This window comes from Pseudomonas sp. LBUM1658 (assembly GCF_059716055.1).
The window spans coordinates 6,266,734-6,293,326 of record NZ_CP166798.1 but is presented as its reverse complement, the minus strand read 5'-3'; the positions used below and the strand labels follow the sequence as shown (position 1 = coordinate 6,293,326).

Sequence of the window (26,593 nt, the reverse complement as noted above, 5' to 3'; positions counted from 1 at the left end):
CGTTTGGGGCGGGCTTCTAGAGCGTGACGTAGGTCAAGCGCATTGCTTTTCCTTATTGTGCCATTCGCCTTCAAACTCCAGATTCAGTTTGTATAGGTCGTGGTCCAATTTATTGATGGAATTGATAGCCGCCATAAGATCGGCTTCGCCCGTTTTAGCTTCAAGATAAAGTCCCCGTAAGTACCGGTCATTTACGGTTGGGATCTTGTCAGTTTTTTCCCAGATCGCCACAGCCTGACTCGTCAGCCCGACGATATCGGCAAGTCTTTCTTGGGACAGCCCAAGTTCCTTCCTGAGGAACCTGAACTCAGCACCTGTCAACGGTGCTGGTTTTTCGGCGATAGACTTGCCAATTACGTCATGTAGGCCTTTCACATCCGTGATTGCAACAGACTCGCCATAGGCAGTCTCTTTCACCACGAAGCCATTGCTAAGCCATACGTTCGGCAGGCCGCTTTCTACGTAGTGGTACATAAAATTCACCCATTCTTTTGTATCGTGGTCACTATGACGAGAAATGTCCCGTCGTCGTCGACATCGATTGCGCCAACGACTTGGAGAGGCGACCCGGCTCTAAACCAGGAAATGGTAAATCTCCAATCACCGCCGGGCTGCTGGAACGGCCCTTCCGTGATCTGTCCTTTACCCAGGCAGTCCATCACGTCGGGCATGGTCACACCTCGCTCAATCATCCGCCCCTTGGCATGCGGTGAGTAGAAGATGCGTTCCGACATTTCCGAAAGCTCACGGATTATTTCAAGAGCTTTCTTTTTAGGCAGAGGAAAAGGTAGAAGGTCGCTCATGGTTTTCTATAGTATTTATAGGTAACGCCATCCTAAATCTCAAGGATGTTTTGTCAATTCTTATAAAAATTTTTCGACAAGGGTGTGAGCCCCTGCTTCTGCTCGGAAAAAACCGAACAGCCAGAAACACGAAAGCCGCGCAGTGCGCGGCTTTTTGTATGGTGGGCCCAGTAGGACTCGAACCTACGACCAAGGGATTATGAGTCCCCTGCTCTAACCAACTGAGCTATAGGCCCTCAGTAGGCCGCGGATTATAACGATGGTTTCTCTGCTGTGCTATCCGAAAAATCGGAAAGGTTCATACGAAGAAAGGCTACAGCGAATTCGTCGGCGGGGAGAGGGAGGCTGACGATGTAGCCCTGGATCTGTTCGCAGCCCTCCAAGGCGAGGAATTGCTGCTGGGCCTGGGTTTCGACGCCTTCGGCGATGACGGTGAGTTGCATGCTGCGACCCAGGGCAATGATGGCGCGGACAATGGCTGCATCGTGGGGGTCATCGGGCAGGCCGCGGACAAAGGATTGGTCGATTTTCAGGAAGTCCAGGGGCAGGCGTTTGAGGTAGCTCAGGGAGGAGTAGCCGGTGCCGAAATCGTCGATTGCCAACTGCACACCCAGGCGTTTGAGTTGATGCAGCACTTCCAGTGCCTCTTCAGCCTGGCTCATGATGAAGTTTTCGGTGATTTCCAGCTGCAGGAAGCCGGGCATGAGGAGGTTGTCATTGAGTAGCTGCTCGATCCGGTTGAGCAGATTCGGTTGGCGCAATTGAGCCCCGGCCAGGTTAACCGAGAGGGGGCCGAAACTCTCATACTGCAGATTCCACTCGTAGAGCTGCTGGCAGGCTTGCTCCAGCACCCAGTCGCCAATCTGCAGAATCATGCCGTTTTCTTCGGCCAGCGGGATGAAGTGTTCGGGCGGTACGTCGCCGAAGGTTGGATGTCGCCAGCGTAGCAGGGCCTCGGCACCGACCAGGGACTGATCCTTGAGGCTGATTTTCGGCTGGAAGTAGAGCAATAGCTCATTGCGCTCGATCGCCCGGCGCAACTCATGTTCCAGCGCGATCCGTTCGCTGGCCTGGGCGGTGAGGTCGCGGGTGTAGCTTTCGACCCGGTTGCGGCCCTTGGCTTTGGAGCGGTACATGGCCGCGTCGGCATTCTTGACCAGTGTGGCGACGTCGCAGCCGTCCTGGGGGTAGAGGCTGGTGCCAATGCTGGCACTGATGAAGAACTCGTGCTCACCGGCCTGGAAGGGCGCGCCAAAGCAGTTGAGCAGCTTGTTGGCGATGTGTTCGGCGTCGCTGGCTTGCTGCAGGCCCGGCAGCAGGATGATGAATTCATCACCGCCGAGGCGGGCCACGGTGTCGATATCACGCAGTTGCTCTTTCAGGCGCACGGCAATGCCTTTGAGCAGCAGGTCGCCGACCGGATGGCCAAGGCTGTCGTTGATGTGTTTGAAGCGGTCGAGGTCGAGGAACAGTACGGCGCCCTGGCCGCCGTTTTCTTGCTGGCTGTTGAGCGCTGTCAGCAGCCGGCTCTCGAACAGGGTGCGGTTGGGCAGGCCGGTCAGCGGATCGTGGTGAGCCTGGTAGTCGAGGCGCGCCTGGGCGTGCTTCAAACTGGAGATGTCGGCGAATACCGCAACGAAGTGGGTGATGAATTTGTCCCGGTTACGCACGGCACTGATGGTCAGCCAGCTGGGATACAGCTCACCATTTTTACGTCGGTTGGAAATCTCGCCCTGCCAGTGACCTTCGGCGGTCAGTTGATGCCACATGGCGGCGTAGAAGGCGCTGTCGTGCAAACCCGAGGCAAGCAGCCGGGGGGTGTGGCCAAGCGCTTCGGTTTCGCTGTAGCCGGTGATTTCGGTGAAGGCCCGATTGACGGCGCTGATGTGCTGCTGGGTGTCGGTGATCAACACGCCTTCGGCGGTGCTCTCGAACACCGTGGCGGCCTGTTGCAGTTTTTCCTGCATCAGATGGCGCTCGGTGATGTCGCGGGCGATGGTCAGCATGCAATCCTCGCCAGCGATGGGCAATGGGCGACTGGAGACCTCGCACAGGCGAATCTGCCCGTCGTTACGGCGGATGTGGCAGCTGAAGTCGCGGACAAAACCGTCGCGTTGCAGCAGGTCGATCATTTGTTTGCGTTCGTTGAGGTTGACCCAGATACCCAGGTCCAGGGTGGAGCGGTCCACGGACATCGCGCTATTGAAGCCGGTAATCCGGCTGAAACCCTCGTTGACCTCGATCAGCAAGCCATCGCGCTGGCGGCTCAGCAGCAGGCCATCGGGTGACGCATGGAAGGCTTTGGCGAATTTCTCTTCGGAGGTTTGCAGTTGTTGCTGGGTTTCTTTGAGTTGGCTGATATCGCGCACCACCACTACCAGCGCGGGAGTGGTGTCGAGGTCGAAGGGTTCGGCGGAGATCAGCCCGGTGAACAGCTGCCCGTTGTTGCGCCGAAACGGCATCTCCAGGTTGCGAATGCTGCCAGCCTGCAGACGCTGCAAGAGGCCGGGGCCGACGCCAGGCACTCCCCAGATGTTCAGGTCGGTGGCGGTCTGGCCGATGACTTCCTCGGCGCTCAGGCCGATCTGTTCCTCAAAGGCTTCGTTGACCTCCAGCAGGCAGCCGTCGGACAGCCGCGCGATCACCAGAATGTCTGGGCATTGCTGGAATACCGAAGCGAATTTCTGCTCGGATAGACGCAAAGCTTCTTCGGTTCTTTTGGCTTCACTGATGTCGATCATCAGGCCGCGCAGAACCGGCTCATGACCGTGCTCTATCAGGCTGACGATATCGCGCACCCACAGACAGCGACCGTCGGCGGTGATGACGCGGTAGTCGACGCTGTGATCACGGCCCGCCAGTATTTCATGGTCACAAAAGGTCTGGGCGCGAGTCAGGTCGGCGGGATGAATAATGTTGCGCCAAAAGCCCGGGATCAACCAGTTAGGCAAGGGATAGCCGAGCAGGTCTTCGGCATGGGGTGACACGTAGCTGTAGGTGTAGTCGCTTATGCGGGCTTCCCAGGCGATGGCCGAAAGGCTTTCGACCAGGCCGCGGTAGTGGTATTCGCTGCTGCGCAACTCCTGTTCGAGCGCGACCCGACGCGAGATCTCCGAACTGAGCCGGCGATTGATGCGGATGACGACTGCCAGCACCGTAAACAGCAGCAGCACGCCGGGCAGGCCATAAACCAAAAGACCGGACCAGAATGTGCGGTGATCCAGGACATTGCCCACCCAGTGTTCCTGGATGCTGCTGATTTCCTCGGGGCTCAGGTCGGCCAGTACTTTGTCGAGAATACCGACCAGCATTTTGTTTTGTTGCGGTACTCCCATCGCCAATTGATAGCGATAAGGCGTTTCACCGCTGACGTAAAGACCGTCCAGTTTAAGCTGGCGCAGGCTCCAGACGCTGGAGGCGAGATCGCCTACAAAGGCGTCGACCTGGTCCGTCGCCAGAGCCTGGAGGGCTGAGCTGACATTCGGCAGGGCGACCAGGTTAAGGTCGGGATGATGGGAGCGTAACAACTCGTGGGGCGCATAGTTTTCCACGACGGCAATCTTCAGGCCGTACAGATCGTTGAGATTATGCGGTTGTGGCCCGCCCTCGTGGGCCAGGATCACGATCGGGAAGTCCAGGTAGGGGCGAGTGAAGGACAGATAGCTCTGGCGCTCAGGAGTCGACATGATCCCCGGCAGCAGGTCCAGTTTGCCTTGTCTGGCCTGTTCCAGCACCTGGCTCCAACTGATCGGCTCGACGGGGGTCACCTTGATGCTCAGGCGTTCCTGGATCAGGCGAATGTAATCCGCCGCCAGACCCTGGTAACGGCCTTCTTCATCGCGATACTCAAAAGGTGGCCATGACGCATCGACACCCAGACGCAGTTCCGGGTGGGTCGCAAGCCAGCTACGTTCTTCGTCGGTAAGAGTCAGCGCGCCAGCCGTTGCAGTCCAGGTCATCAGCCACAGCAAAAACACAGCCGGCATTCTGGGCATAACGGTCTCGTTATGGCTCGGGGAGTAGGTTCGAGTGTAGACGGGCAATGCGGGCGGGAGGGACGCTTGGAAAATTTAATCTGCACAAAGCAAAACCCCCAGCAAGGCTGGGGGTTTTGTGATCACTCGTCGAGGAAGGAGCGCAAATGCTCGCTTCTCGTCGGGTGGCGCAGCTTGCGCAGCGCCTTGGCTTCGATCTGACGAATCCGCTCACGGGTAACGTCGAACTGTTTCCCGACTTCCTCAAGGGTATGGTCGGTATTCATGTCGATGCCGAAGCGCATGCGCAATACCTTGGCTTCACGGGCTGTGAGGCCGGAGAGTACTTCGCGAGTCGCTTCTTTAAGGCTCTCAACAGTGGCGACATCGATTGGCGACTGCATGGTCGAGTCTTCGATGAAGTCACCCAGGTGGGAGTCTTCGTCATCACCGATCGGGGTTTCCATGGAGATCGGCTCTTTAGCGATCTTCAATACCTTGCGGATCTTGTCCTCAGGCATTTCCATGCGTTCGCCCAGCTCTTCCGGGGTCGGTTCGCGACCCATTTCCTGCAACATCTGCCGGGAAATACGGTTGAGCTTGTTGATCGTCTCGATCATGTGCACCGGAATACGGATGGTGCGGGCCTGGTCGGCGATCGAGCGAGTGATCGCCTGACGGATCCACCAGGTGGCATAAGTCGAGAACTTGTAGCCGCGACGGTATTCGAACTTGTCCACCGCTTTCATCAAGCCGATGTTGCCTTCCTGGATCAGATCGAGGAACTGCAGGCCACGGTTGGTGTACTTCTTGGCGATGGAGATCACTAGACGCAAGTTCGCTTCAACCATCTCTTTCTTCGCGCGGCGGGCCTTGGCCTCACCGATCGACATGCGACGGTTGATGTCCTTGATCTCGGCAATCGTCAGACCGGTTTCGGTCTGCAATGCAGTCAGCTTTTGCTGGCAACGAAGGATGTCCGGTTGCAGGCGACCAATGGCTTCAGCGTATTTGCTTTTGCCTTTGGCCAGTGCATCGGTCCAGCTTTCGTCGACTTCATGGCCCGGAAACTGGCGCAGGAAGTCGGTGCGCGGCATGCGTGCATCACGAACGCAGAGCTGCATGATTGCGCGCTCTTGCTGACGCAGACGATCGAGAGCACTGCGGACACGCTCAACCAGGCCTTCGAATTGCTTCGGAACCAGTTTGATCGGCATGAACAGCTCAGCCAGGAGCACCAGCTCGGCGATTGCCAGCTTGTTGCCACGACCGTGCTTTTTCAGCGCCTTGCGAGTGACTTCCATCTGGTCGGACACGGCGCCGAAACGCTGTGCGGCGATGACCGGATCCGGACCGCTTTCGACTTCATCTTCTTCGTCAGTGGCTGTTTCGGCTTCGTCGTCGTCGGTTTCGTCATCCGCTTTCACGGTTTTCGGATCGACAGGCGGCGGCACTTCGGCAGCAGGCGGCGCAATGCCGTCGTCCGGGTCGATATAACCGCTCAGGACGTCGGACAGGCGGCCACCTTCGGTGGTGACGCGAGTGTACTCGGAGAGAATGTGGTCAACCGTGCCAGGGAAGTGCGCAATTGCGCCCATCACTTCACGGATGCCCTCTTCGATACGCTTGGCGATTTCAATTTCGCCTTCACGTGTGAGGAGCTCTACTGTACCCATTTCACGCATATACATGCGCACGGGGTCAGTGGTGCGGCCAATGTCGGTCTCGACCGCTGCCAACGCTGCAGCCGCTTCTTCAGCGGCTGCCTCGTCGGTATCGGCGTCGGCCAACATAAGGGCGTCCGCATCCGGAGCACTCTCGTGTACGGGAATCCCCATGTCATTAATCATGCGGATGATGTCTTCCACCTGTTCCGGATCTGAAATATCCTCCGGCAGGTGGTCGTTGACCTCTGCGTAAGTCAGATACTTCTGCTCACGACCCAGGGTGATCAACTCTTTGATACGAGACTGCTGTTGCGCTTTTCCGGACATAACACCCTATCCACTGAAGGTCTTGGCGGGCAAAAAACAAGCCGAGGATTATACCTGAGCTATGACCTCACGCGCCAGTTGAGGTCGGGTTTGATGCGGAAACATTGCGACTTAGGAGGTCGCGCAGCTGATTTTTTTCTTCAGCACTCAATTCACTTTGACGCGCTTTCCTGAGTAATTGTTCCAGATTTCGCTCGCGTTGGCGGGCTGACAAGCTAGTAATGGTGTCGAAAAACTGTTGTTCAAGGTTATCGCCCTCAATAAGCCACTCCTTTTCTGCCAGCGCTTTGAGCAGGCGCCCTTGTTCGGTGCCATGCCATCGCGCGATCAGTTGAAATGAGTTTAGCTTAGGATTCTTTTGCACGGCTTCGAGTAGCGCCACCAACAGTTGTGTATTGGTGTGGTCCTCGGCGGCAAAGTGCCCGGCATCTTCAACTTTTTCTGCTAATTGTGGGTGATGCAGCAGCGTGCGCAGTGCTGCCAGCGTCGGCGGCTCTACGGCTGCGGGAATGCGCGGGGCGCGAGGTTGGTCGCGATCGCCCTGGCGCTTACCTTTTTTATCCCAGGGTTTGTTGTCCCATTTCTTGCCGCCGGCTCCGGGTTTTTTCGGTGTCCACTCCTGCTGGGGCGCATACGCCTCTTGAGGCTGGTGGTAATCGGCGTAATCGGGCATGGCGTCGTAATCGATGCCAGGATCGTAGGCGGGCGGGGCCTCTTGGGGTGCGCTGTGCACCAATTGGCTGACCGCCTCGCTGTTGAGGCCGGTGATTTCCGTCAGTCGCTGGCGCATCAGGGTGCGCAGGTTGGCCCCTGGAACCTTGTCGATCAACGGCGCCGCAAGGGTGGCCATATGGGCCTTGCCTTCGAGGGAGCGCGGATCGGACTCCTCGGTCAGTTGCTGGAAAAAGTAATCGGCCAGCGGTTGTGCGTGCTGGTTGATCCTCGCGCGAAACGCGTCGGTGCCTTCGGAACGGACCAGGGTGTCCGGGTCTTCGCCTTCGGGCAGGAACAGAAAGCGCGCACGCCGCCCGTCTTGCAGGCTTGGCAAGGCCGCTTCCAGTGCGCGCCATGCGGCATTGCGCCCGGCCTGATCGCCGTCAAAGCAGAACAAGATGTTGGGGACCACCCGAAACAGTCGTTTCAGGTGTTCTTCGCTGGTGGCGGTGCCGAGTGTCGCGACGGCATTGCGCAGGCCTTGTTGGGCAAGGGCGATGACGTCCATGTAGCCTTCGACGACGATGATTTCGTCGAGGTTACGATTATTCTTGCGCGCTTCAAACAGCCCGTAGAGTTCCTGGCCCTTGTGGAACACCGGGGTTTCCGGGGAGTTCAGGTATTTTGGCTTGTCGTCACCCAGTACTCGGCCGCCGAAAGCGATGATCCGGCCGCGACTGTCGCGGATCGGGAACATCACGCGATCGCGGAAACGGTCGTAGCGTTTGCCGGTTTCGGCATTCTCGACCAGCAGACCGGCATCGATCATGGCTTTCTGCTGCAGGGTGTCGCTGCTCAGGTGCTTGTACAGATTGTCCCAGCCGGGCGGGGCGAATCCGAGGCCGAAATCCCGGGCTATTTCGCCGGTCAGGCCGCGGCCCTTGAGGTAATCGACGGCGGCCTTGCGCGCCGGATGGCTTTTCAGTGCCTGGCGATAGAAATCGGCGGCAGCGGTGAGCAATGGGTAGAGCGGCGAGTCGGTCGGTTGCCGGGGTTTGTGCGGCCGGCCACTTTCCTCTCGGGGTATTTCCATGCCGGCGGCTTTGGCCAGTTCTTCGACAGCCTGGGGGAAATCCAGGTTGTCGTGGTCCATGATGAAGCCGAGGGCATTGCCGCCAGCGCCGCAGCCGAAGCAGTAGTAAAACTGTTTGTCCGGGCTGACGCTGAAGGAAGGGGTTTTCTCTTTGTGAAACGGGCAGCAGGCGGTGTAATTCTTGCCGGCTTTCTTCATTTGCAGGCGCGAGCTGACCACGTCGACGATGTCGGTGCGGTTCAGAAGGTCGTCAATAAAGCTCTGGGGAATTAGCCCGGCCATGGCGTTCTCGTCATCACTGCGCGGAAATTGATCCGTGGCGAAGAGCGGCCGAAGTCTGGTCGTTGTTTAGAGGCGCAACAGTCTGCGTCTCGACCGGATGTCGTCTGCGTGATCGCTGTCGGGAAGTGTATCTGCCGAAAATCCACTGACGTTAGTTCCAATCAGCATTCGACTATTTGAAAGTATTGCTCTGAGTCCGGCAACGGCCAATGGCGGCCTCGGATAGCTCACAAGCGGGCACAGGAGATCGTGCCTTGGGCTGATCGTCTGTTGAGGAATCAGTAAGGTGTGCTCGTCAGTAGCCTTGAAAGGCTCGTCAGAAAAGACGTGCACCGCTGGCAAAAGAGCCAGGTCTGACGTGGTGAAGCAGATTTGTCTCGGTCGCATCGGCGGCTTTGACAGTGAAGCATCAAGCGATTATACGCAAATGCCAATAGCCCGGCTGAGGGCCGGGCTTGGCAGAAGCTTGCTACGAACGTCTGTGTATTAGTACAGACGAACGGCGCGGCGCTGCTCGCGCTGAACTTTCTTCGCGTGACGCTTAACAGCAGCTGCTGCTTTGCGCTTACGCTCAGAAGTCGGCTTCTCGTAAAATTCGCGGCTACGAACTTCAGCCAGTACACCGGCTTTTTCGCAGGAGCGCTTGAAACGACGCAGAGCTACGTCGAAGGGTTCGTTCTCTTTAACTTTGACCGCGGGCATCCAGAGCTACCTTCATTCATTACCGGGGATCAACATCCTCGCGGCATAAATGCACTTGAAGACGTCGGTTTTTAAGGGTTGCGGATGTTAACCCCTCAACGCTCGGAATGCAAAGCCTCTGATCGAAAACCGCTGGTAGGTACCGGAAGTGGCGACTATTATGCGCGCCTTCGATCTAGCCTCTACAAGGCGCAAACCCATGCTAGTACTGGGATTAGAAACCTCCTGCGACGAAACCGGTGTCGCACTTTACGACAGTGAACGCGGCCTGCTGGCCGACGCGCTGTTCAGCCAGATCGACCTGCATCGTGCCTATGGAGGTGTGGTGCCGGAGCTGGCTTCGCGCGATCACGTCAAGCGCATGCTGCCCCTGATTCGCCAGGTTCTGGCCGAGGCCGACTGCGTCCCGACCGAGATCGATGCGATCGCCTACACCGCGGGCCCCGGGCTTGTCGGGGCATTGCTGGTGGGCGCCTCATGTGCTCAGGCACTGGCGTTTGCCTGGGGCATTCCGGCCCTTGGCGTGCATCACATGGAAGGCCATTTGCTGGCGCCGATGCTGGAGGAACAACCTCCGGAGTTTCCGTTCGTCGCTTTGTTGGTTTCCGGTGGGCATACCCAGCTGGTTCGGGTCGATGGGATCGGCCAATACGAGCTATTGGGCGAGACACTCGATGATGCCGCCGGTGAGGCGTTCGATAAGACTGCCAAGATGATGGGCATGAATTATCCGGGCGGTCCGGAAATCGCTCGGCTGGCGGAGCAAGGCGTTGCCGGACGTTTCGTATTCCCTCGTCCAATGTGCGATCGCCCGGGTCTGAGTTTCAGCTTCAGCGGTTTGAAAACCTTTGCCCTGAACACCTGGCAGCACTGCGTCAGCGCTGGGGGCGACAGTGAGCAAACCCGTTGCGACATCTCGCTGGCCTTCCAGCAGGCAGTGGTGGAGACTTTGACCATCAAGTGCAAGCGGGCGCTGAAACAGGCCGGTCTCAAGCGCCTGGTCATCGCTGGCGGCGTGAGCGCGAACAAGGCGCTGCGGGTTTCGCTGGAGAAAATGCTTGGCGACATGAAGGGCGACGTTTACTACGCACGCCCGGAGTTCTGCACCGATAACGGCGCGATGATCGCTTTTGCCGGCTGTCAGCGTTTGCAGGCCGGGCAGCATGAAAGCCTGGCAATCAGTGTGCAGGCACGCTGGCCCATGGAGCAATTGTCGCCGCTATAGGCGGTTGTCCTGTCGTGCACGGCCGATGAACCTGAATGGCACTCATCATCAAGATTTAAAAATGCCGTTCGCGTCCGGCAAACAGGTCGCGTAGATTGCCGCGATGGCGCCAGACGATCAGCGCCGTGAGTGCGCTCATCGGCAGCAAGGCTGCAGGTTCTTGCCAGGCAAGCAGTGGCAGGGTCAGCGGTGTGGCGATCAAAGCGGCCAGTGAGCTGGTGCGGGTGAGGAAGAAGGTCAGTAGCCAGGCGCAGAGTGCCAGGAGTGCGGCAGGCGGGTACAGCCCCAGCAGCATCCCGGCAGCGGTGGCCACGCCTTTGCCGCCGCGGAAGCGAAAGTACAGCGGGAACAGGTGGCCGATTACGGCGCATAAGCCGACCCAGGCCTGTTGCTGCAGTGACAATCCTGCCAGGCCTGCTATCAGGACCGGCAGCAGACCTTTGCAGAGGTCGCCGAGCAAGGTCAGGGTGGCGAGTTTTTTGCCCGCCACGCGCAGCATGTTGGTGGCGCCGGCATTACCCGAGCCACTCATTCGCGGATCGGGGCTACCGGTCAGGCGGCTGAGCAAAATGGCAAAGGACAGAGAGCCAAGCAGGTAGGCGAGGATCGCCAGTAACCAAAACATGCTAACTATTCCGGGCGAGGACGCCCTGATTCTAACGGCGCATTGCGCCCTTGTCGTGCTGCGGAGAAAAGTGCTTGGACAGAGTGTTTATCGAGGGCCTGGAAGTCGACACGGTAATCGGTGCCTACGACTGGGAGCGGGGCATCCGACAATGCCTGCGTCTTGATCTGAGCTTCGGCTGGGATAATCGCCCGGCCGCTGCGGGTGATGACCTGACTCTGGCCCTGGACTATGCCAGCGTATCCTCGCGCATTCAGCTGTTTGCTGAAGAGGCACAGTTCCAACTGGTGGAAACTTTCGCCGAACGTCTGGCCGAGGTGCTGATGAGCGAGTTTCACATCCCCTGGCTGCACCTCAAGCTGACCAAGCCTGGTGCAGTGGCCGCCGCCACAGGTGTGGGCGTGGAGATCGAGCGCGGATGTCGCTAACTCAGGTATTTCTAGGTCTCGGTAGCAATATCGAGCGCAACACTCATGTACAGGCAGGGCTGGATGCTTTGGCCGGTTTTCTGGTGGATGTGCGCTGTTCTGCGGTGTTTGAAAGCCAGCCGGTAGGCATCAAGAGTGGTCCGTTCTTCAATTTGGTGGTGTCGGCTTACACTGACCTGCCGTTGATGGAGCTGGATCGCCGACTGAAATTCATCGAGGCGGACAACGGTCGTTATGCGCCGGATCGCAAGGGCCTGCCGCTGGATATCGATGTGCTGCTCTATGGCGATCTGGTGGGTAATTTCGACGGATTGATCCTGCCTCGCACCGAAATCCTGAAAAATGCCTTTGTATTGTGGCCGTTGTCGTTGATGGCGCCCGACAGATTGCATCCGGGCGTAGGCAAGAGCTTTGCGGTTTTGTGGAGTGAGGCGCAGATTGATCAAGTCTTGGCGCCTGTGGCATTTGAGTGGCGTGGGGTGCAGCTGACTTCCTCGAAACTGCTCTGAGCCGATAATTCTTCGTTGTATTTCGAATAGCCAAGATCGCAGCCTGCGGCAGCTCCTACAGGGGGCGGATGTACACGATTGCGTAGGAGCTGCCGCAGGCTGCGATCTTTTGATCTTGCTTTACTGCTGTTCCTTGTAAGCCTTGAGCGCTTTCAGGCGTTCAGCCTTGAGCGCTTCACCCAACTCCGGTCCTTTGAAACCTTGCTCCAGCAGTGGCTGTACGGCCACGGTTCGCGCTGCGATCGCCGCGCCGCGTAAATACTCTGCCTGTGGGTATCTGCGTTGTTCGAAGCCTTTGCGGCCTCGGGCGTCCATTTCGCAGGCGACGACGAATTCTTCAAAGCGCTGCGGCCGTCGATACACATCAAAGCTTTGCAGCAACTCCAGCAAGGTCGAAGGCTTGAGCTCAAGGGCGCGATGTCCATGAGTGTGATATTGGCCGACCAGCAAGGCCAGTTCCGAACAATCCCTGGGTGCTTTGAAGCGCTCGTTCAGCGCCTTGATCAGGCGCAATCCCTTTTGTTCGTGGGCAATATGCTTCGGCCACTGAGCCTCTGGCGTGAGTCCCTTGCCAAGGTCGTGGAGCAGGCAGGCCCAGCGTACTGTCAGCGGCTGGGCATGCCTGGCCGCCTGTTCCAGGACGCTCAGGGTATGTATTCCACTGTCAATTTCCGGGTGATGGAGTTCCGGTTGTGGCACGCCGAACAGCGCATCAACTTCGGGAAACAAGACTTTCAATGCGCCGCAGTCACGCAGGACCTGGATGAACACTTGAGGCTGATCTTCCATCAGGGCGCGGGAGATTTCTTTCCAGCTGCGCTCCGCTGTCAGCGCCAGGAGTTCGCCTGATTCGCTGAGCTCGCGCATCAATTCCAGGGTCTCGGGAGCGATGCTGAAGCCGAGGCCGGCGTAGCGTGCGGCGAAGCGGGCGACTCGCAGGACCCGAAGGGGATCTTCGGCGAATGAGGGGGAAACGTGACGGAGTATGCGGGCATCGAGATCGCGCTGGCCGTGATAGGGGTCGGTCAGTTGGCCCTGATCGTCCTCGGCCATCGCATTGATCGTCAGATCGCGGCGGATCAAGTCTTCTTCAAGGGTGACTTCGGGGCTTGCGTGGAAAATGAAGCCACCATAGCCGCGGCCACTCTTTCGTTCGGTCCGGGCGAGCGCGTATTCCTCGCCGCTCTGCGGGTGCAGGAATACCGGGAAATCGGCACCTACCGGGCGATAGCCCTTGGCGAGCATTTCTTCTGTGCTGGCGCCGACCACGACCCAGTCGATATCGGTGACAGGCTTGCCCAGCAAGCGATCGCGCACCGCGCCGCCGACTTTATAAATCTGCATGAAAAACCTCCGTTAGCCCGACAGGATAACCCTTGCGCCGAACTTTCGGAGGCATGGCTGCAATCAGAGGTGGATAACGGCCAGGTCCAGGCGGCCGTAATCTCCATCGCTATGTTCGCCTCGTGGGGGAACGTGATGGGTTTTCACTAGCTGATCGCCTTGCAGGGTTTCCAGGTGAATATCGAAGCCCCAGAGCCGGTGCAGGTGCTTGAGCACTTCGTCGGTGGAATCTCCCAGGGGTTTGCGGTCGTGCTGCTGGTGTCGCAGGGTCAGCGAACGGTCTCCGCGCCGGTCGATGCTGTAGATCTGTATGTTGGGTTCGCGATTGCCAAGGTTGTATTGTGCCGCCAGGGTTTCGCGGATGATCCGGTAGCCGTCTTCATCGTGGATCGCCGGAACCAGTAGATCCTCCTTCTGATCGTCATCGAGGATGCTGAACAGCTTCAGATCGCGGATCACCTTGGGTGACAGGTACTGCAGGATGAAGCTTTCGTCCTTGAAGCTGCTCATGGCGAACTTGATGCTGGACAACCAGTCGGTGCCGGCGATTTCCGGGAACCAGCGGTAGTCCTCTTCAGTGGGCGATTCGCACATCCGTCGGATATCGCGGTACATGGCGAAGCCCAGGGTGTAGGGATTGATCCCGTTGTAATAGGGGCTGTCGAAGCCGGGCTGAAACACCACGCTGGTATGGGAGGTCAGAAACTCAATCATGAAACCATCAGTCACCAGGCCTTCGTCGTACAGGTCGTTCATCAAGGTGTAGTGCCAGAAGGTCGCCCAGCCCTCGTTCATTACCTGGGTTTGGCGCTGTGGGTAAAAGTACTGCGCTATCTTGCGCACGATACGTACGATTTCCCGCTGCCAAGGCTCCAGCAACGGTGCGTGTTTTTCGATGAAATAGAGGATGTTTTCCTGAGGTTCGGCGGGGAAGCGCGCATTATCCTTGTCGCTGTACTTGTCCGCGCCCTTGGGAATGGTGCGCCAGAGATCGTTGATCTGCTTTTGCAGGTGCTCTTCCCGGTCTTTCTGCCGCCGCCGTTCTTCCTCCGCGGAGATCGGATAGGGGCGTTTGTAACGGTCTACGCCGTAGTTCATCAGCGCGTGACAGGAGTCCAGCAAGTCTTCTACCGCATCAATCCCGTGGCGTTCTTCGCATTGCATGATGTACTGCTTGGCGAACACCAGGTAGTCGATGATCGAGCTGGCGTCGGTCCAGGTGCGAAACAGATAGTTGCCTTTGAAAAAGCTGTTGTGGCCATAGCAGGCATGGGCCACCACCAGCGCCTGCATGCAAATGGTGTTTTCCTCCATCAAATAGGCGATGCATGGGTCCGAATTGATCACAATTTCGTAGGCCAGCCCCATCTGGCCACGAGTGTAGGACTTTTCGGTACTGAGGAAGTGTTTGCCATAGGACCAATGGTGATAACCCAATGGCATGCCCACGGAGGCGTAGGCATCCATCATCTGCTCGGCGGTAATCACTTCGATCTGGTTGGGATAGGTATCCAGCGCATACCGAGCCGCGAGCCTGCTGATTTCGCGGTCGTAGGCCTGGATCAGCTCGAACGTCCATTCCGAGCCGGTGGATATGGGTAGGCGTTTCTGCTCTCTGGCGGTCATGTCACTAACCTGCGCTGGAAGAGTTCACGGAAGACCGGATAGATATCTCCGGCCGAGACCAATTGTTGCTGGGCGAAAGTGTCGGAAAAAGCTTCGGCGATCCGTTCGTACTCGAACCACAGGGCTTGGTGTTCGCGAGGGGTAATCTCCACATAAGTGTAGTACTGCACAAATGGCATGATCTGGTTGATCAGGATGTCGCGGCAGATCGGTGAGTCATCGTTCCAGTTGTCGCCGTCGGACGCCTGGGCCGCGTAGATATTCCATTCGTTGCTCGGATAGCGTTCCGCCATGATTTCCTGCATCAACTTCAATGCGCTGGAAACGATGGTGCCACCGGTTTCGCGGGAATAGAAAAACTCCTCCTCGTCGACTTCCCGGGCACTGGTGTGGTGGCGAATGAACACCACATCGATCTTGTCGTAGTTACGCTTGAGGAACAGGTACAGCAGGATGAAGAAGCGCTTGGCGATGTCCTTGGTCGCTTGGGTCATGGAGCCCGAGACGTCCATCAGGCAGAACATTACCGCCTTGGAGCTGGGATTAGGCTGTTTGATCAGCAGGTTGTACTTGAGATCGAAGGTGTCGAGAAATGGCACGCGATGGATGCGCGCAATCAATCGTTCGATTTCCGCTTCAATTTCCTGAATATCGCCGAAGTTATCCGGTTCTTCGCGTTTAAGACGCAAGAGCTCGTCCCTGGCATCGCGCAGTTTTGCCCGGCTGCTGCCGGACAGCGCAATCCGTCGGGCATGGGCCGAACGCAAGGTGCGGATGATATTAATCCGCGACGGGTTGCCTTCGTTGCTGATGCCGGCTCGAACGGTTTTAAAGGTATCGGTCCCGGTCAGATTGCGTTTGACCAGATTGGGCAGCTCCAGGTCTTCGAACATGAATTCGAGAAACTCTTCCTGAGTGATCTGGAAGACGAATTCGTCCATGCCTTCGCCGGAGTTGCCGGCCCTGCCAGGGCCTCTGCCGCCACCGCCACCGGGCGGACGAGGGATGTGCTCGCCGCTGGTGAATTCCTTGTTTCCAGGGTGAACCACGGTCTGCTTGCCGCCGCGACCATGATGAAGCACCGGCTCGTCGATATCGCGGCCGGGAATGCTGATTTGTTCGCCGTGCTCCATATCAGTGATGGAGCGACGGCTGACGGCTTCTTCAACAGCTTTCTTGATGTGATCACGGTAGCGCCGCAGAAACCGTTGGCGGTTCACCGTGCTCTTGTTCTTGCCATTGAGACGTCGGTCGATCACATAGCTCATAGGCCCCTCCGGGGAGCTTCAAGTCGTAAGCTTCAAGCCGCAAGCGAGAGCCGTCAAGTCCATAAAATGCGGACTCAGGAGCTTTTCCCTTGCAGCTTGTAGCTAGAAGCTTGCCGCTGCTTCACTGCGATTTCCTGACCCGCAGGTACCACTCGGAGAGCAGTCGTACCTGTTTGTCGGTGTAGCCGCGCTCGACCATCCGTGTAACGAAGTCGTTGTGCTTTTGTTGGTCCTCTTTGCTGGCCTTGGCGTTGAAGCTGATGACCGGCAGCAGATCCTCGGTGTTCGAGAACATTTTTTTCTCGATGACCACCCGCAGTTTCTCGTAGCTGAGCCAGGTCGGGTTTTTACCATTGTTGTTGGCCCGGGCGCGCAACACGAAGTTGACGATTTCGTTGCGGAAATCCTTCGGATTGCTGATACCGGCCGGTTTCTCGATTTTCTCCAGTTCTTCGTTCAGCGCCACGCGGTTGAGGATCTCGCCGGTTTCCGGATCGCGGTATTCCTGATCCTGAATCCAGAAGTCTGCGTAGAGCACGTAACGGTCGAAGATGTTCTGACCGTACTCGCTGTAGGACTCGAGGTAGGCGGTCTGAATTTCCTTGCCGATGAACTCGATATAGCGCGGTGCAAGGTACTCTTTCAGGAAGCGCAGGTAGCGTTCACGAGTTTCCGCCTGGAATTGCTCCTGTTCGATCTGCTGTTCCAATACATAGAGCAGATGCACCGGGTTGGCGGCGATCTCGTGGGGGTCGAAGTTGAAGACTTTCGACAGGATCTTGAAAGCAAACCGGGTCGACAGACCATTCATGCCCTCATCGACACCGGCGTTGTCGCGGTATTCCTGAATCGATTTGGCTTTCGGATCGGTGTCCTTGAGGTTCTCGCCGTCGTACACGCGCATTTTCGAGTAGATATTGGAGTTCTCCGGCTCTTTGAGGCGCGAGAGGACGGTGAACTGTGCAAGCATCTTCAGGGTGTCGGGCGCGCAATGGGCCTTGGCCAGCGAACTGTTGAACAGCAGCTTGTCGTAGATCTTCACTTCGTCGCTGACCCGCAGGCAGTACGGCACTTTGACGATGTAGATCCGGTCGATGAACGCTTCGTTGTTCTTGTTGTTACGGAAGGTGTGCCATTCCGATTCGTTTGAGTGGGCCAGCAAGATCCCGGTAAACGGAATGGCCCCCAGACCTTCGGTACTGTTGTAGTTGCCTTCCTGGGTTGCCGTCAGCAATGGGTGCAGCACCTTGATCGGTGCCTTGAACATTTCGACGAATTCCATCAGGCCCTGGTTGGACCGGCACAGGGCACCCGAGTAGCTGTAGGCGTCTGCGTCGTTCTGCGGGAATTCTTCCAGCTTGCGGATATCGACCTTGCCCACCAGGGCAGAAATATCCTGGTTGTTTTCATCCCCGGGCTCGGTCTTGGCGACCGCAATCTGATTGAGGATCGATGGGTAGAGCTTGACCACCCGGAACTGACTGATGTCACCGCCAAACTCGGCCAGGCGCTTGGTGGCCCAGGGCGACATGATGGTGCTCAGGTAGCGCCGCGGAATACCGAAGTCTTCTTCAAGGATCTGGCCATCTTCCGTGGCGTTGAATAACCCAAGAGGCGACTCGAAAACCGGTGAACCCTTGATGGCGTAAAAGGGCACTTTCTCTATCAGCTGTTTCAGCTTTTCAGCCAGGGACGACTTACCGCCACCCACCGGGCCGAGCAGATAGAGGATCTGTTTCTTCTCTTCCAGGCCTTGGGCCGCATGGCGGAAGTAGGAAACGATCTGATCGATGCATTCCTCCATGCCATGGAAGTCTTCAAAGGCCGGATAACGGCGGATCACCTTGTTGGAGAAGATTCGCGACAAGCGCGAGTTGGCAGAGGTGTCCAGCAGCTCCGGCTCGCCGATTGCCAGTAGCAGGCGTTCGGCTGCAGAGGCGTAGGCGCTGCGATCCGTTTTGCACAGCTCCAGATACTCCTGCAGCGACAGTTCTTCCTGGCGTGTGGACTCGAAACGTTGTTGGAAGTGGCTAAAAATACTCATGACGTCACCTCGCTCGATACGTGGAGCCGACGCCGGATCAAATCAGTCAAGTGCTGGCATGCAACTGAAATCCAGTTGCTGTTTACCCCCCAGAACACTTTCAAAGCAATCTACCTTGAAAGCTAGTACCGATGACCCGCACGCCGGTGTACCGGCTCTCCCCTGTTTTGGATGGCCTGAGGCTAAGGATAGTTCGGAATCGGAGAGATCAAGGCGCAATGAGCAATTAGTTGCGACTGACCGTTCGTCAGCCACCGCGCTAGCCCGCGGGGGACGTGGGCTAGAGCGTTAGAAAAAATTATTCGGAAACGTTTTTCGCGGTTTCCGACGGATAAGTCGCACGCCAGAGTTCAAAGCCGCCGTCCAGGCTGTAGACGTCGGAAAAGCCTTGGCTGATCAGGTAGGCAGCAGCGCTTTGGCTGGAGTTGCCGTGGTAGCAGACCACCACCAGCGGCGCATCCAGGTCGGCGTTACGGATAAAGTCGGGAATGGAGTGGTTATCCAGATGCTGCGAGCCGCTGATGTGATTGGCGGCATACGTCTGCGGGTCACGAATGTCGACCACGACTGCACCCTGTTCACGCAGGGCATGGGCTTGTTCGGGAGGGATGCGTTTGAATTCGCTCATGGCGGGCTCCTGTGGCCTGGCTGAAAGCGCCGCTCAGCGCTTCGCGGTGGCCGGCGATTGTTCGGGGGTAGGGTGGGCGACGTTCGGTTTGGCGTGGCCTTGGGTGTCGCACTTGCACTGCAAGCGCTCACCGGTGTCGATATTCAGCAGCGTCAGGGCGCCGCCCCAGACACAGCCGGTGTCGAGGGCAAAGATGCCCGGTTCATTGCAGCGGCCTTCAAGGGCTGCCCAGTGACCAAAGATGATCTTCAGGCCCTTGGTCTTGCGCTCCTTGTGGCGAAACCAGGGGGCATAACCTGGCGGCGCGGTATCCGGGCCTTCCTTGCTCTTGAGGTCAAGTTTGCCATCGCTGGAGCAGAAGCGCATGCGAGTGAAATAATTGGTGATCATTCGCAGGCGGGCAGCGCCTTTGAGGTCGCTATCCCATTTCACCGGCTCGTTGCCGTACATGCCATCCAGATAAGGTGCAAAGAGGATGTCGTCGTGCAGGGCCTGCTCGACTTCCGCCGCATATTTCAGCGCTTTGCGCAGCGACCATTGAGGCGGTATGCCGGCGTGGACCAGTACCATGTCGCGCTGTTCGTCGTAGTGCAGCAGTTTTTGCTGGCGCAACCACTCCAGCAGCTCCTGGCGATCAGGCGCTTCGAGAATCTCGCGCAGAGTGTCGGCTTTTTTCAGGCGCTCGATATTTTGTCCGACGGCCAGCAGGTGCAGGTCATGGTTGCCCAGTACGCACACCAGCGATTCGCGGATGCTGTAAAGAAAGCGCAGGGTTTCCAGCGACTGCGGGCCGCGGTTGACCAGATCGCCAACCAGCCAGAGGCGGTCATTGACGGGGTCGAAGGCGACGCGTTTGAGCAGGCACTGCAGCGGTTCAAGGCAGCCTTGCAGGTCGCCGACGGCATACACCGCCATTAGTGCAGGGCTCCGGGCACCGCGAGTCTAAATGGCGCGATGATAGCGTCAAAGTGTTTACCGTCTTCGGCGAGCATCTGGTAACTGCCCTGCATGGTACCTACGCGGCTGGTCATCACCGTGCCGCTGCTGTAGGTATGGCTTTCGCCAGCCCCGATCAACGGTTGCTGACCGACCACGCCCGCACCGCGGACCTCTTCGACATGCCCGTCGCCATCGGTGATGACCCAGTGCCGTGAGAGCAACTTGGCCGGTATCTGGCCGTTGTTCTTGATGGTAATGGTGTAGGCGAAGGCAAAGCGATTTTGCTCGGGTAACGATTGTTCTGCCAGAAAGCGGGTGACGACGCTGACGTCGACCTGATAACGAGGATCGGACATGCAAAAGGCCTTTAAAGCAAAGCGGAGCGCGGGACATAACTGATGAGATCAGTCTAGGCCAAGTATCGGGTAGTAAACCAGACATGACGCCTGGTGTCTTACCCGAAAACGATTATGGCATGTCAGCTGAGGCTGGGCGTCTCGGCGACTTGCTCGCCCAGCTTGTCGGCCAGGCGGACAAAGGCGGCCAGGTCGAGCTGTTCCGGGCGCAGGCTGCCATCGACGCCGGCGGCTTCGATCTCGGCATTGCTGAGCAAGGCTTTGAGGGTGTTGCGCAGGGTTTTGCGACGCTGGTTGAAGGCTTCGCGAACAACCCGCTCGAGCAGGCGATGATCCTTGGCCGGGTGCGGCAGAACGGCGTGGGGCACCAGGCGGACAATCGCCGAATCGACTTTTGGCGGCGGGTTGAACGCCCCCGGGCCGACATTGAACAGGTGTTCGACCCGGCAATGGTACTGAACCATGATCGACAAACGGCCCCAGTCACCGCCGCCAGGGCCTGCTGCCAGACGCTCGACCACTTCCTTTTGCAGCATGAAGTGCATGTCGCGGATCAGGCTGGCGTTTCGCAGCAGGTGGAAGATCAGCGGGGTGGAGATGTTGTACGGCAGGTTGCCGACCACTCGCAGGCTGCCGGGCGCGGCATTGAGGCTGGTGAAGTCGAACTTCAGGGCGTCGCCTTGATGCAGGTTGAAATTGCTTTTGCCGGCGAACTGCTGATTGAGGATCGGGATCAGGTCCTTGTCCAACTCAACAACATCCAGCTGTGCGCCGCTGTCGAGCAGGCCTTCGGTCAATGCGCCCTGGCCCGGGCCGATTTCCAGCAGGCGGTCTTCAGGGCGGGCGTGAATGGCGCGCAGAATGCGGTCGATCACTCCGGCATCGTGCAGGAAGTTCTGGCCGAAACGCTTGCGCGCCCGGTGTTGGTAGTGCTCGGTCATAAACGGGTCTCGGCCATCTGGTAGGCGGTTTCCAGGGCGACTTGCAGGCTGCCGGTGTCGATTTTTCCGCTACCGGCCAGATCCAGGGCGGTGCCATGGTCGACTGAGGTGCGGATAATTGGCAGACCGAGGGTCACATTGACTGCGGCACCGAAACCTTTGTATTTCAGTACGGGCAGGCCCTGGTCGTGGTACATCGCCAGCACTGCGTCGCAGTGCTCCAGATATTTGGGGGTAAACAGAGTGTCGGCAGGCAGGGGGCCGCGTAGATCCATGCCCTCACTGCGCAGACGCTCTAGGGTAGGTTCGATGATGTCGATTTCTTCATGGCCCAGATGCCCGCCTTCGCCAGCATGGGGGTTGAGCCCGCAGACCAGGATGCGTGGCTGGGCAATGCCGAACTTTTGTTGCAGGTCGGCGTGCAGGATCCGTGTCACTCGCTCCAGGCGTTCCGGGGTGATTGCATCGGCAATCTGCCGCAAGGGCAGGTGAGTGGTGACCAGGGCCACGCGCAGACCGCGGGTGGCGAGCATCATCACGACTTGCGCAGTGTGGGTCAGGTCGGCAAGGAATTCGGTATGACCCGAGAAAGGTATCCCTGCCTCGTTGATCACGCCTTTATGCACTGGCGCGGTGATCATGCCGGCAAAATGCCCGTCGACACAGCCCTGGGCCGCGCGAGTCAGGGTCTGGAGCACGAACCCGGCGTTGGCCTTGTCCAGTTGTCCGGCAACGACTTTGGCCTGTAGCGGGGTATCCCAGACATACAGGCTGTTGGCCGGAGCCGGTGAGTCCGGCCAGCTGTCTGGAGTCACCGCCAGCAGGTCGACAGCCACACCCAGTTGCGCGGCCCGCTCAAGGAGCAGGTCGCGGCTGGTAATGGCAATCAGGGGATATGGCTGGGGTTGCGAGGCGAGCAGCAGGCACAGGTCAGGACCTATGCCGGCCGGCTCGCCGGGTGTCAGCGCGAAACGCTTGGGGTTCACTGCGGTGCCTGGTCAGCGCCAGGGAGCTTGATTTCAACGTAGGCTTCGTCACGGATCTGACGCAGCCAGGTCTGCAGCTCTTCGTCGTATTTGCGGTTACGCAATACGGTCATCGCTTGCTGTTCACGGGCCTGGGAGGTGCTGTCGGTGGCGCGACGGCCGAGGACTTCCAATACGTGCCAGCCGTAAGGGCTTTTGAACGGTTTCGACAGCTGACCCTGAGGGGTATCGGCCATTACCGCGCGGAATTCAGGCACCAGGGCGTTCGGGTCGATCCAGTTCAGGTCGCCGCCGTTAAGGGCAGAGCCCGGGTCTTCCGAAAAGCTTTTCGCCAGTTCAGCAAAGTCTTCGCCGGATTCAATCCGCTCGTAGAGCTTCTCGGCCAGACGCCTGGTTTCTTCTTCGCTGCGAATTTCGCTGGGTTTGATCAGGATGTGGCGGACATGTACTTCGTCGCGAACCTGAGTCTCGCCACCGCGCTTTTCCAGGATCTTCAGAATGATGAAGCCACCCGGGGTGCGCAGCGGCTCGGTGATGTCACCCACCGCCATCGTGCTGAGCATGCGATCGAACGGAGGTGGCAGTTGTGCGGCTTTACGCCAGCCCATGTCGCCGCCTTCCAGTGCGGTCTCACTGGCGGATTTGGCGATTGCCAGCTGAGCGAAATCAGCGCCTTGCTTGAGTTGCTGATAAACATCGGCAGCCTGACGCCCGGCAGTCTGAATCGCTTCAGAGTTGGCGCTTTCCGGGGTCGGGATCAGGATGTTGGCCAGGCGGAACTCTTCGGATAACTGCATCTTGCCCAGGTCCGAGGCGAGGAAGTTCTTCACTTCCTGCTCCGTTACCTGGACACGCTCAGCCACTCGACGCTGACGGACCCGGCTAATGATCATCTCGCGGCGAACCTGCTCGCGAGCATCTTCGTAAGACAGACCGTCGCGGCTCAGGGCGGTGCGGAACTGTTCCACACTCATGTTGTTGCGTTGGGCAATGGTGCCGATCGCCTGGTTCAGCTCCTCATCGGTGATGCGGATACCGGAACGCTCGCCGATCTGCAGTTGCAGGTTTTCGACGATCAGACGCTCGAGTACCTGCTGATCCAGTACACCAGGTGGCGGCGCGGCAGCACCGCGCTTGGCGATGGTTTGCTGGACTTCATGAACCCGTTGGTCCAGTTGGCTCTGCATGACCACGTCGTTATCGACAATGGCCACGACCTTATCGATGGACTGCACCGCAGCGTTGGCCGCGGTACCCAGTAGTAATGCACCCAGCAGCAGCGGGCGCAGAGAATCAGAAAGCTTGGTCTTCACGTTCACGATAACCTTGAATGCCTTGATCGAGGAAGCTCTCTACTTTGGAGCCAACAACGCCACCAAGCCCCTTCAGAACAATTTGGAGGAAGACGCCATGGTCGCCTTTTTCGTTTTGCGGAGCGTCTTGACTGAACTCGTCATAGTCGATCCAGTAACGGTTGATCAGACGCAGTTTCCAGCAGCAGTTGTCGTACTCGAAACCACCGAAGGCTTCCAGGGTACGGTTGCGGTTGTAGTCATACTGCCAGCGGCTGATGGCCGTCCATTGCGGCACGATCGGCCACATTACCGAGAAGTCGTGCTGTTTGATCTTGTAGTAGTCCTTCACGAAACCCGGCTGGCCTTCAACTCCATAATCGCCGCCGCCAACCTTCCACGTACCGGTGGACTGGTCGTAGCGGATCTGGTCGTTGCGATAACGATAACCGGCGTTGATGACTTTGTTCGGATTGTCTTCCGGCTGGTAGTGGAACATCGCGCTGCCCGAGCGAGGGCTGCCGCTGTCCGGATCCCAGTTGTAGTCAGCGGTGGCGCGCCAGTCGCGGTTGAAGCGGTAGGCGTACTCAAGCGCATAGGGTGAAACGTTGGAGTGTGCATCGTCGCGGGTTTTTGCATCGATGCCTGGCAGTTGAACCTCGCGATCCTTGAAATACAGGGCCTGGCCAACGCTGATGGTTTGACGTTCGAAGCCGTTTTCTTCAATCCAGCGGTTGGTTATGCCCAGCGACAGCTTGTTCTCGTCGCCGACACGGTCGGAGCCGGTGAAACGGTTTTCACGGAACAGCGAGGAGTAGTTGAACGTACTTTCGCTGGTGTCGAATACCGGGATATCGGCCTGGTCTTTCTCGGGTACATAGAGATAGAACAGGCGTGGCTCCAGGGTCTGGCGGTAGTTCTTGCCGAACCACTGGGTGTTGCGGTCGAAATACAGGCCGCTGTCGATGCTGGCAATCGGCACGCCACGGTTTTGATTCTGGCTGAAGGTGCCATTGAGGCGATCAGCTTCGGCACTCTGCGCGGCGACCTGGCTCTTGCCTATTCCGTCAAGGTCAAGATCGTACTGGGTGTACTTGTACTTCAGCGACGGTTTCAGGAAACCATAGGTCCAGTTGAGCGGCAGGCTGACCCCCGGTTCGAGATCGAGACGGGTGCCGTTGGCCCGTGCCAGACCCTGAATGTTTCTATCGAGCCGCGGTGCTGCGACACCATTTTCATCAAAGTAGTCGCCGTTTTTCAGATCTCGATCAAACCGCACGACTTCAGTGTTGTAGGCAAAATTCAGCCCGCCTGGCTGGTATGGCAATGCACCGTTGAAGGTGATTTGCGGCAAGCGGTCATAGGGCGTGATATTCGAGACAGTGGCCAGTTCATAGGCATGTGCGTTGATCCGCGCGGTGTAGCTGTCGCCACGGTAGGTGACGGCACCTTGCTGGTTCACGTATTCGCTGGTTTTGATGCCGATCTGATCGCTTTCCAGATCCTGGAAGTAATACGGATCGCTGATATCGGTGTAGTCGACTTCGGTCAGTACGCGCGAATCCAGCCCGCCCTTGTGCTGCCAGTTGAGCATGTATCGGGTTTTTTCGTAGTCGGACTGCAGTTTGCGGTCGTCATTCTCGTCGTTGAGGTACGCGCCGCCGAACTGACCTTCGCTGCTCTTGGTCAGGTAGCGGAATTCGCCTTCCATCAACAGCCCGCGCTTGCTCATGTAGCGCGGATACAAGGTGGCATCGTAGTTCGGTGCCAGGTTGAAGTAGTACGGGGTCACCAGCAAGAAGCCGGTATCGCTGCCGGTGCCGATAGTCGGCGGCAGGAAGCCGGACTGGCGACGGTCATCGATCGGGAAGTAGATGTACGGGGTGTAGAGCACCGGGATGTCTTTGACCCGCAGGGTCACGTTGGTCGCGGTGCCGAAGCCGGTCGCCGGGTTCAGGGTGATGTTGTTACCCTTGAGCTGCCAGGCGTTGCTGTCCGGTTCGCACGTGGTGTACGTGCCATCCTTGAGGCGAATGATGGCGTTCTCGGCACGTTTGGCGTACAGCGCACTGCCGCGCACACGTGACTTGTGCAGCACGTATTCAGCGTTGTCGACCTTGGCTTCGCCGGTGTCGAGTTGAACATCGGCATGGTCGCCGACCAGCAGCGCGCCGTTGTCGCGAACGCGCACGTTGCCGCTCAGCTCGCCACGGTTTTCCGTCTGGTACAGGCTGGCCTCGTCGGCCTCGGCCTGCATGCTGCCCTGACGCATGACCACGTCACCGGCCAGGGTAGCGACTTGTTTTTCTTGCTCGTAACGCGAGGCTTTCGCGCCGATAAAGGTCGGAGCGTCTTTTTTATCCGTCTTGTCATTCATGCCAGGACGAATGGGTTCGACATAGGAACCAGAGCAATAAGGACCAGTCTCAGCCAATTGCGCAGCGGTGAGATTCTCCCGGGGCACCCAGTCGAGGTGGCTGTAGTCCGCACTGCGGGACTGCAGACCGCGGCCCTTGGCCTCGGTGACCAGTGTGGTCTTGGCAGCGGTTTCGTCGCTGGCGCCGCTGTCCGCCGGGGTCTCGCCCGTCGCAGTGACCGAGTCCGCACCATGCACGGGACGCGGAGGCAATTGAGCGGCGTTGGATTTCGGCGCGCAGTCCCAGGCACCCGAAGCAGAGACTGAGCAGTCATACTGTTCCGCGGCGACCACGAACTGAGTGGCTAGAGGTTGCAGGGCCAGCAGACTGCCGGTAACCAACAACGGAAATTTTTTACGAAACGCGGGGGATTTCAATGCCATCTTATTAGTCCGGGCTTCCTGCGTGCCATCTGCCCGCGGTGGGGGCCGCACGCCTCTCGATGGTCTGAAAAAGATGCTGG

At 58.2% G+C, this 26,593-nt stretch carries 21 protein-coding genes and 1 tRNA gene; 3 read left to right on the top strand and 19 right to left on the bottom strand.

Annotated features, from left to right (window positions below; genetic code table 11):
- Nucleotides 1–33: 33 nt before the first annotated feature.
- The 7 genes from ACA064_RS29105 to rpsU form a co-directional block, all read right to left on the bottom strand.
- The gene (locus tag ACA064_RS29105; RefSeq protein WP_497671179.1) at nucleotides 34–474 is read right to left on the bottom strand and encodes a helix-turn-helix domain-containing protein; all 441 of its coding nucleotides are present in this window, start codon (nucleotides 472–474) and stop codon (nucleotides 34–36) included.
- A 5-nt stretch (nucleotides 475–479) separates the two neighbouring features.
- A complete protein-coding gene (locus tag ACA064_RS29100; protein ID WP_497671178.1) occupies nucleotides 480–803 on the bottom strand; it encodes a DUF4258 domain-containing protein in 324 nt (107 codons plus the stop codon).
- A 159-nt stretch (nucleotides 804–962) separates the two neighbouring features.
- Nucleotides 963–1,039, bottom strand: a tRNA-Ile gene (locus ACA064_RS29095).
- A gap of 15 nt (nucleotides 1,040–1,054) precedes the next feature.
- Nucleotides 1,055–4,798 (bottom strand): EAL domain-containing protein, encoded by a 3,744-nt coding sequence (locus ACA064_RS29090; protein ID WP_497671177.1) that lies wholly within the window; start codon nucleotides 4,796–4,798, stop codon nucleotides 1,055–1,057.
- Nucleotides 4,799–4,920: 122 nt separating this feature from the next.
- Nucleotides 4,921–6,771 (bottom strand): RNA polymerase sigma factor RpoD, encoded by a 1,851-nt coding sequence (gene rpoD / locus ACA064_RS29085; RefSeq protein ID WP_497671176.1) that lies wholly within the window; start codon nucleotides 6,769–6,771, stop codon nucleotides 4,921–4,923.
- A 67-nt stretch (nucleotides 6,772–6,838) separates the two neighbouring features.
- Nucleotides 6,839–8,800: a DNA primase gene (dnaG, locus tag ACA064_RS29080; protein WP_497671175.1), complete on the bottom strand. Its 1,962-nt coding sequence runs from the start codon at nucleotides 8,798–8,800 to the stop codon at nucleotides 6,839–6,841.
- A 486-nt stretch (nucleotides 8,801–9,286) separates the two neighbouring features.
- Complete coding sequence (rpsU, locus tag ACA064_RS29075; protein WP_002551877.1) at nucleotides 9,287–9,502, bottom strand: 30S ribosomal protein S21; 216 nt, start codon at nucleotides 9,500–9,502, stop codon at nucleotides 9,287–9,289.
- Between the two features lie 199 nt (nucleotides 9,503–9,701).
- Here rpsU and tsaD point away from each other — a divergent pair, with 199 nt between their 5' ends.
- Complete coding sequence (gene tsaD / locus ACA064_RS29070; RefSeq protein ID WP_497671174.1) at nucleotides 9,702–10,727, top strand: tRNA (adenosine(37)-N6)-threonylcarbamoyltransferase complex transferase subunit TsaD; 1,026 nt, start codon at nucleotides 9,702–9,704, stop codon at nucleotides 10,725–10,727.
- A gap of 55 nt (nucleotides 10,728–10,782) precedes the next feature.
- Here the strand turns inward: tsaD and plsY are convergent, their stop codons facing one another.
- Nucleotides 10,783–11,352, bottom strand: a complete 570-nt coding sequence (gene plsY, locus ACA064_RS29065) for a glycerol-3-phosphate 1-O-acyltransferase PlsY (protein ID WP_497671173.1) — start codon at nucleotides 11,350–11,352, stop codon at nucleotides 10,783–10,785.
- Nucleotides 11,353–11,426: 74 nt separating this feature from the next.
- Between plsY and folB the strand changes: the two genes are divergently transcribed.
- Both folB and folK read left to right on the top strand, forming a co-directional pair.
- Complete coding sequence (folB, locus tag ACA064_RS29060) at nucleotides 11,427–11,780, top strand: dihydroneopterin aldolase (RefSeq protein ID WP_497671172.1); 354 nt, start codon at nucleotides 11,427–11,429, stop codon at nucleotides 11,778–11,780.
- Nucleotides 11,771–12,289, top strand: a complete 519-nt coding sequence (folK, locus tag ACA064_RS29055) for a 2-amino-4-hydroxy-6-hydroxymethyldihydropteridine diphosphokinase (protein ID WP_497671171.1) — start codon at nucleotides 11,771–11,773, stop codon at nucleotides 12,287–12,289. The genes folB and folK overlap by 10 nt, the downstream gene beginning before the upstream one ends.
- 120 nt (nucleotides 12,290–12,409) lie before the next feature.
- Here the strand turns inward: folK and ACA064_RS29050 are convergent, their stop codons facing one another.
- From ACA064_RS29050 to ACA064_RS29000, 11 genes are all read right to left on the bottom strand, one after another.
- On the bottom strand, nucleotides 12,410–13,633 hold the full coding sequence (locus ACA064_RS29050; RefSeq protein WP_497671170.1) for a multifunctional CCA addition/repair protein: 1,224 nt from the start codon (nucleotides 13,631–13,633) through the stop codon (nucleotides 12,410–12,412).
- A 63-nt stretch (nucleotides 13,634–13,696) separates the two neighbouring features.
- Complete coding sequence (locus ACA064_RS29045; RefSeq protein ID WP_497671169.1) at nucleotides 13,697–15,259, bottom strand: SpoVR family protein; 1,563 nt, start codon at nucleotides 15,257–15,259, stop codon at nucleotides 13,697–13,699.
- Nucleotides 15,256–16,527, bottom strand: coding sequence for a YeaH/YhbH family protein (locus ACA064_RS29040; protein WP_497671168.1), 1,272 nt, complete (start codon nucleotides 16,525–16,527; stop codon nucleotides 15,256–15,258). The genes ACA064_RS29045 and ACA064_RS29040 overlap by 4 nt, the downstream gene beginning before the upstream one ends.
- Before the next feature lie 121 nt (nucleotides 16,528–16,648).
- On the bottom strand, nucleotides 16,649–18,571 hold the full coding sequence (locus ACA064_RS29035; RefSeq protein ID WP_489358024.1) for a PrkA family serine protein kinase: 1,923 nt from the start codon (nucleotides 18,569–18,571) through the stop codon (nucleotides 16,649–16,651).
- Between the two features lie 298 nt (nucleotides 18,572–18,869).
- Nucleotides 18,870–19,199: a thiosulfate sulfurtransferase GlpE gene (glpE, locus tag ACA064_RS29030; RefSeq protein ID WP_497671167.1), complete on the bottom strand. Its 330-nt coding sequence runs from the start codon at nucleotides 19,197–19,199 to the stop codon at nucleotides 18,870–18,872.
- Nucleotides 19,200–19,232: 33 nt separating this feature from the next.
- Nucleotides 19,233–20,114, bottom strand: coding sequence for a symmetrical bis(5'-nucleosyl)-tetraphosphatase (locus ACA064_RS29025; protein ID WP_497671166.1), 882 nt, complete (start codon nucleotides 20,112–20,114; stop codon nucleotides 19,233–19,235).
- Nucleotides 20,114–20,494 carry a Co2+/Mg2+ efflux facilitator ApaG/CorD gene (gene apaG / locus ACA064_RS29020; RefSeq protein ID WP_497671165.1) on the bottom strand — a complete coding sequence of 127 codons (381 nt, stop codon included), beginning with the start codon at nucleotides 20,492–20,494 and terminating at the stop codon, nucleotides 20,114–20,116. The genes ACA064_RS29025 and apaG overlap by 1 nt, the downstream gene beginning before the upstream one ends.
- A gap of 122 nt (nucleotides 20,495–20,616) precedes the next feature.
- Nucleotides 20,617–21,435, bottom strand: coding sequence for a 16S rRNA (adenine(1518)-N(6)/adenine(1519)-N(6))-dimethyltransferase RsmA (rsmA, locus tag ACA064_RS29015; RefSeq protein WP_497671164.1), 819 nt, complete (start codon nucleotides 21,433–21,435; stop codon nucleotides 20,617–20,619).
- Nucleotides 21,432–22,421 (bottom strand): 4-hydroxythreonine-4-phosphate dehydrogenase PdxA, encoded by a 990-nt coding sequence (gene pdxA / locus ACA064_RS29010; protein ID WP_497671163.1) that lies wholly within the window; start codon nucleotides 22,419–22,421, stop codon nucleotides 21,432–21,434. The genes rsmA and pdxA overlap by 4 nt, the downstream gene beginning before the upstream one ends.
- Nucleotides 22,418–23,734, bottom strand: a complete 1,317-nt coding sequence (gene surA / locus ACA064_RS29005) for a peptidylprolyl isomerase SurA (protein ID WP_497671162.1) — start codon at nucleotides 23,732–23,734, stop codon at nucleotides 22,418–22,420. Before surA ends, pdxA begins: the two co-directional genes overlap by 4 nt.
- Nucleotides 23,715–26,513, bottom strand: coding sequence for an LPS-assembly protein LptD (locus ACA064_RS29000; RefSeq protein ID WP_497671161.1), 2,799 nt, complete (start codon nucleotides 26,511–26,513; stop codon nucleotides 23,715–23,717). The genes surA and ACA064_RS29000 overlap by 20 nt, the downstream gene beginning before the upstream one ends.
- Nucleotides 26,514–26,593: the final 80 nt, after the last annotated feature.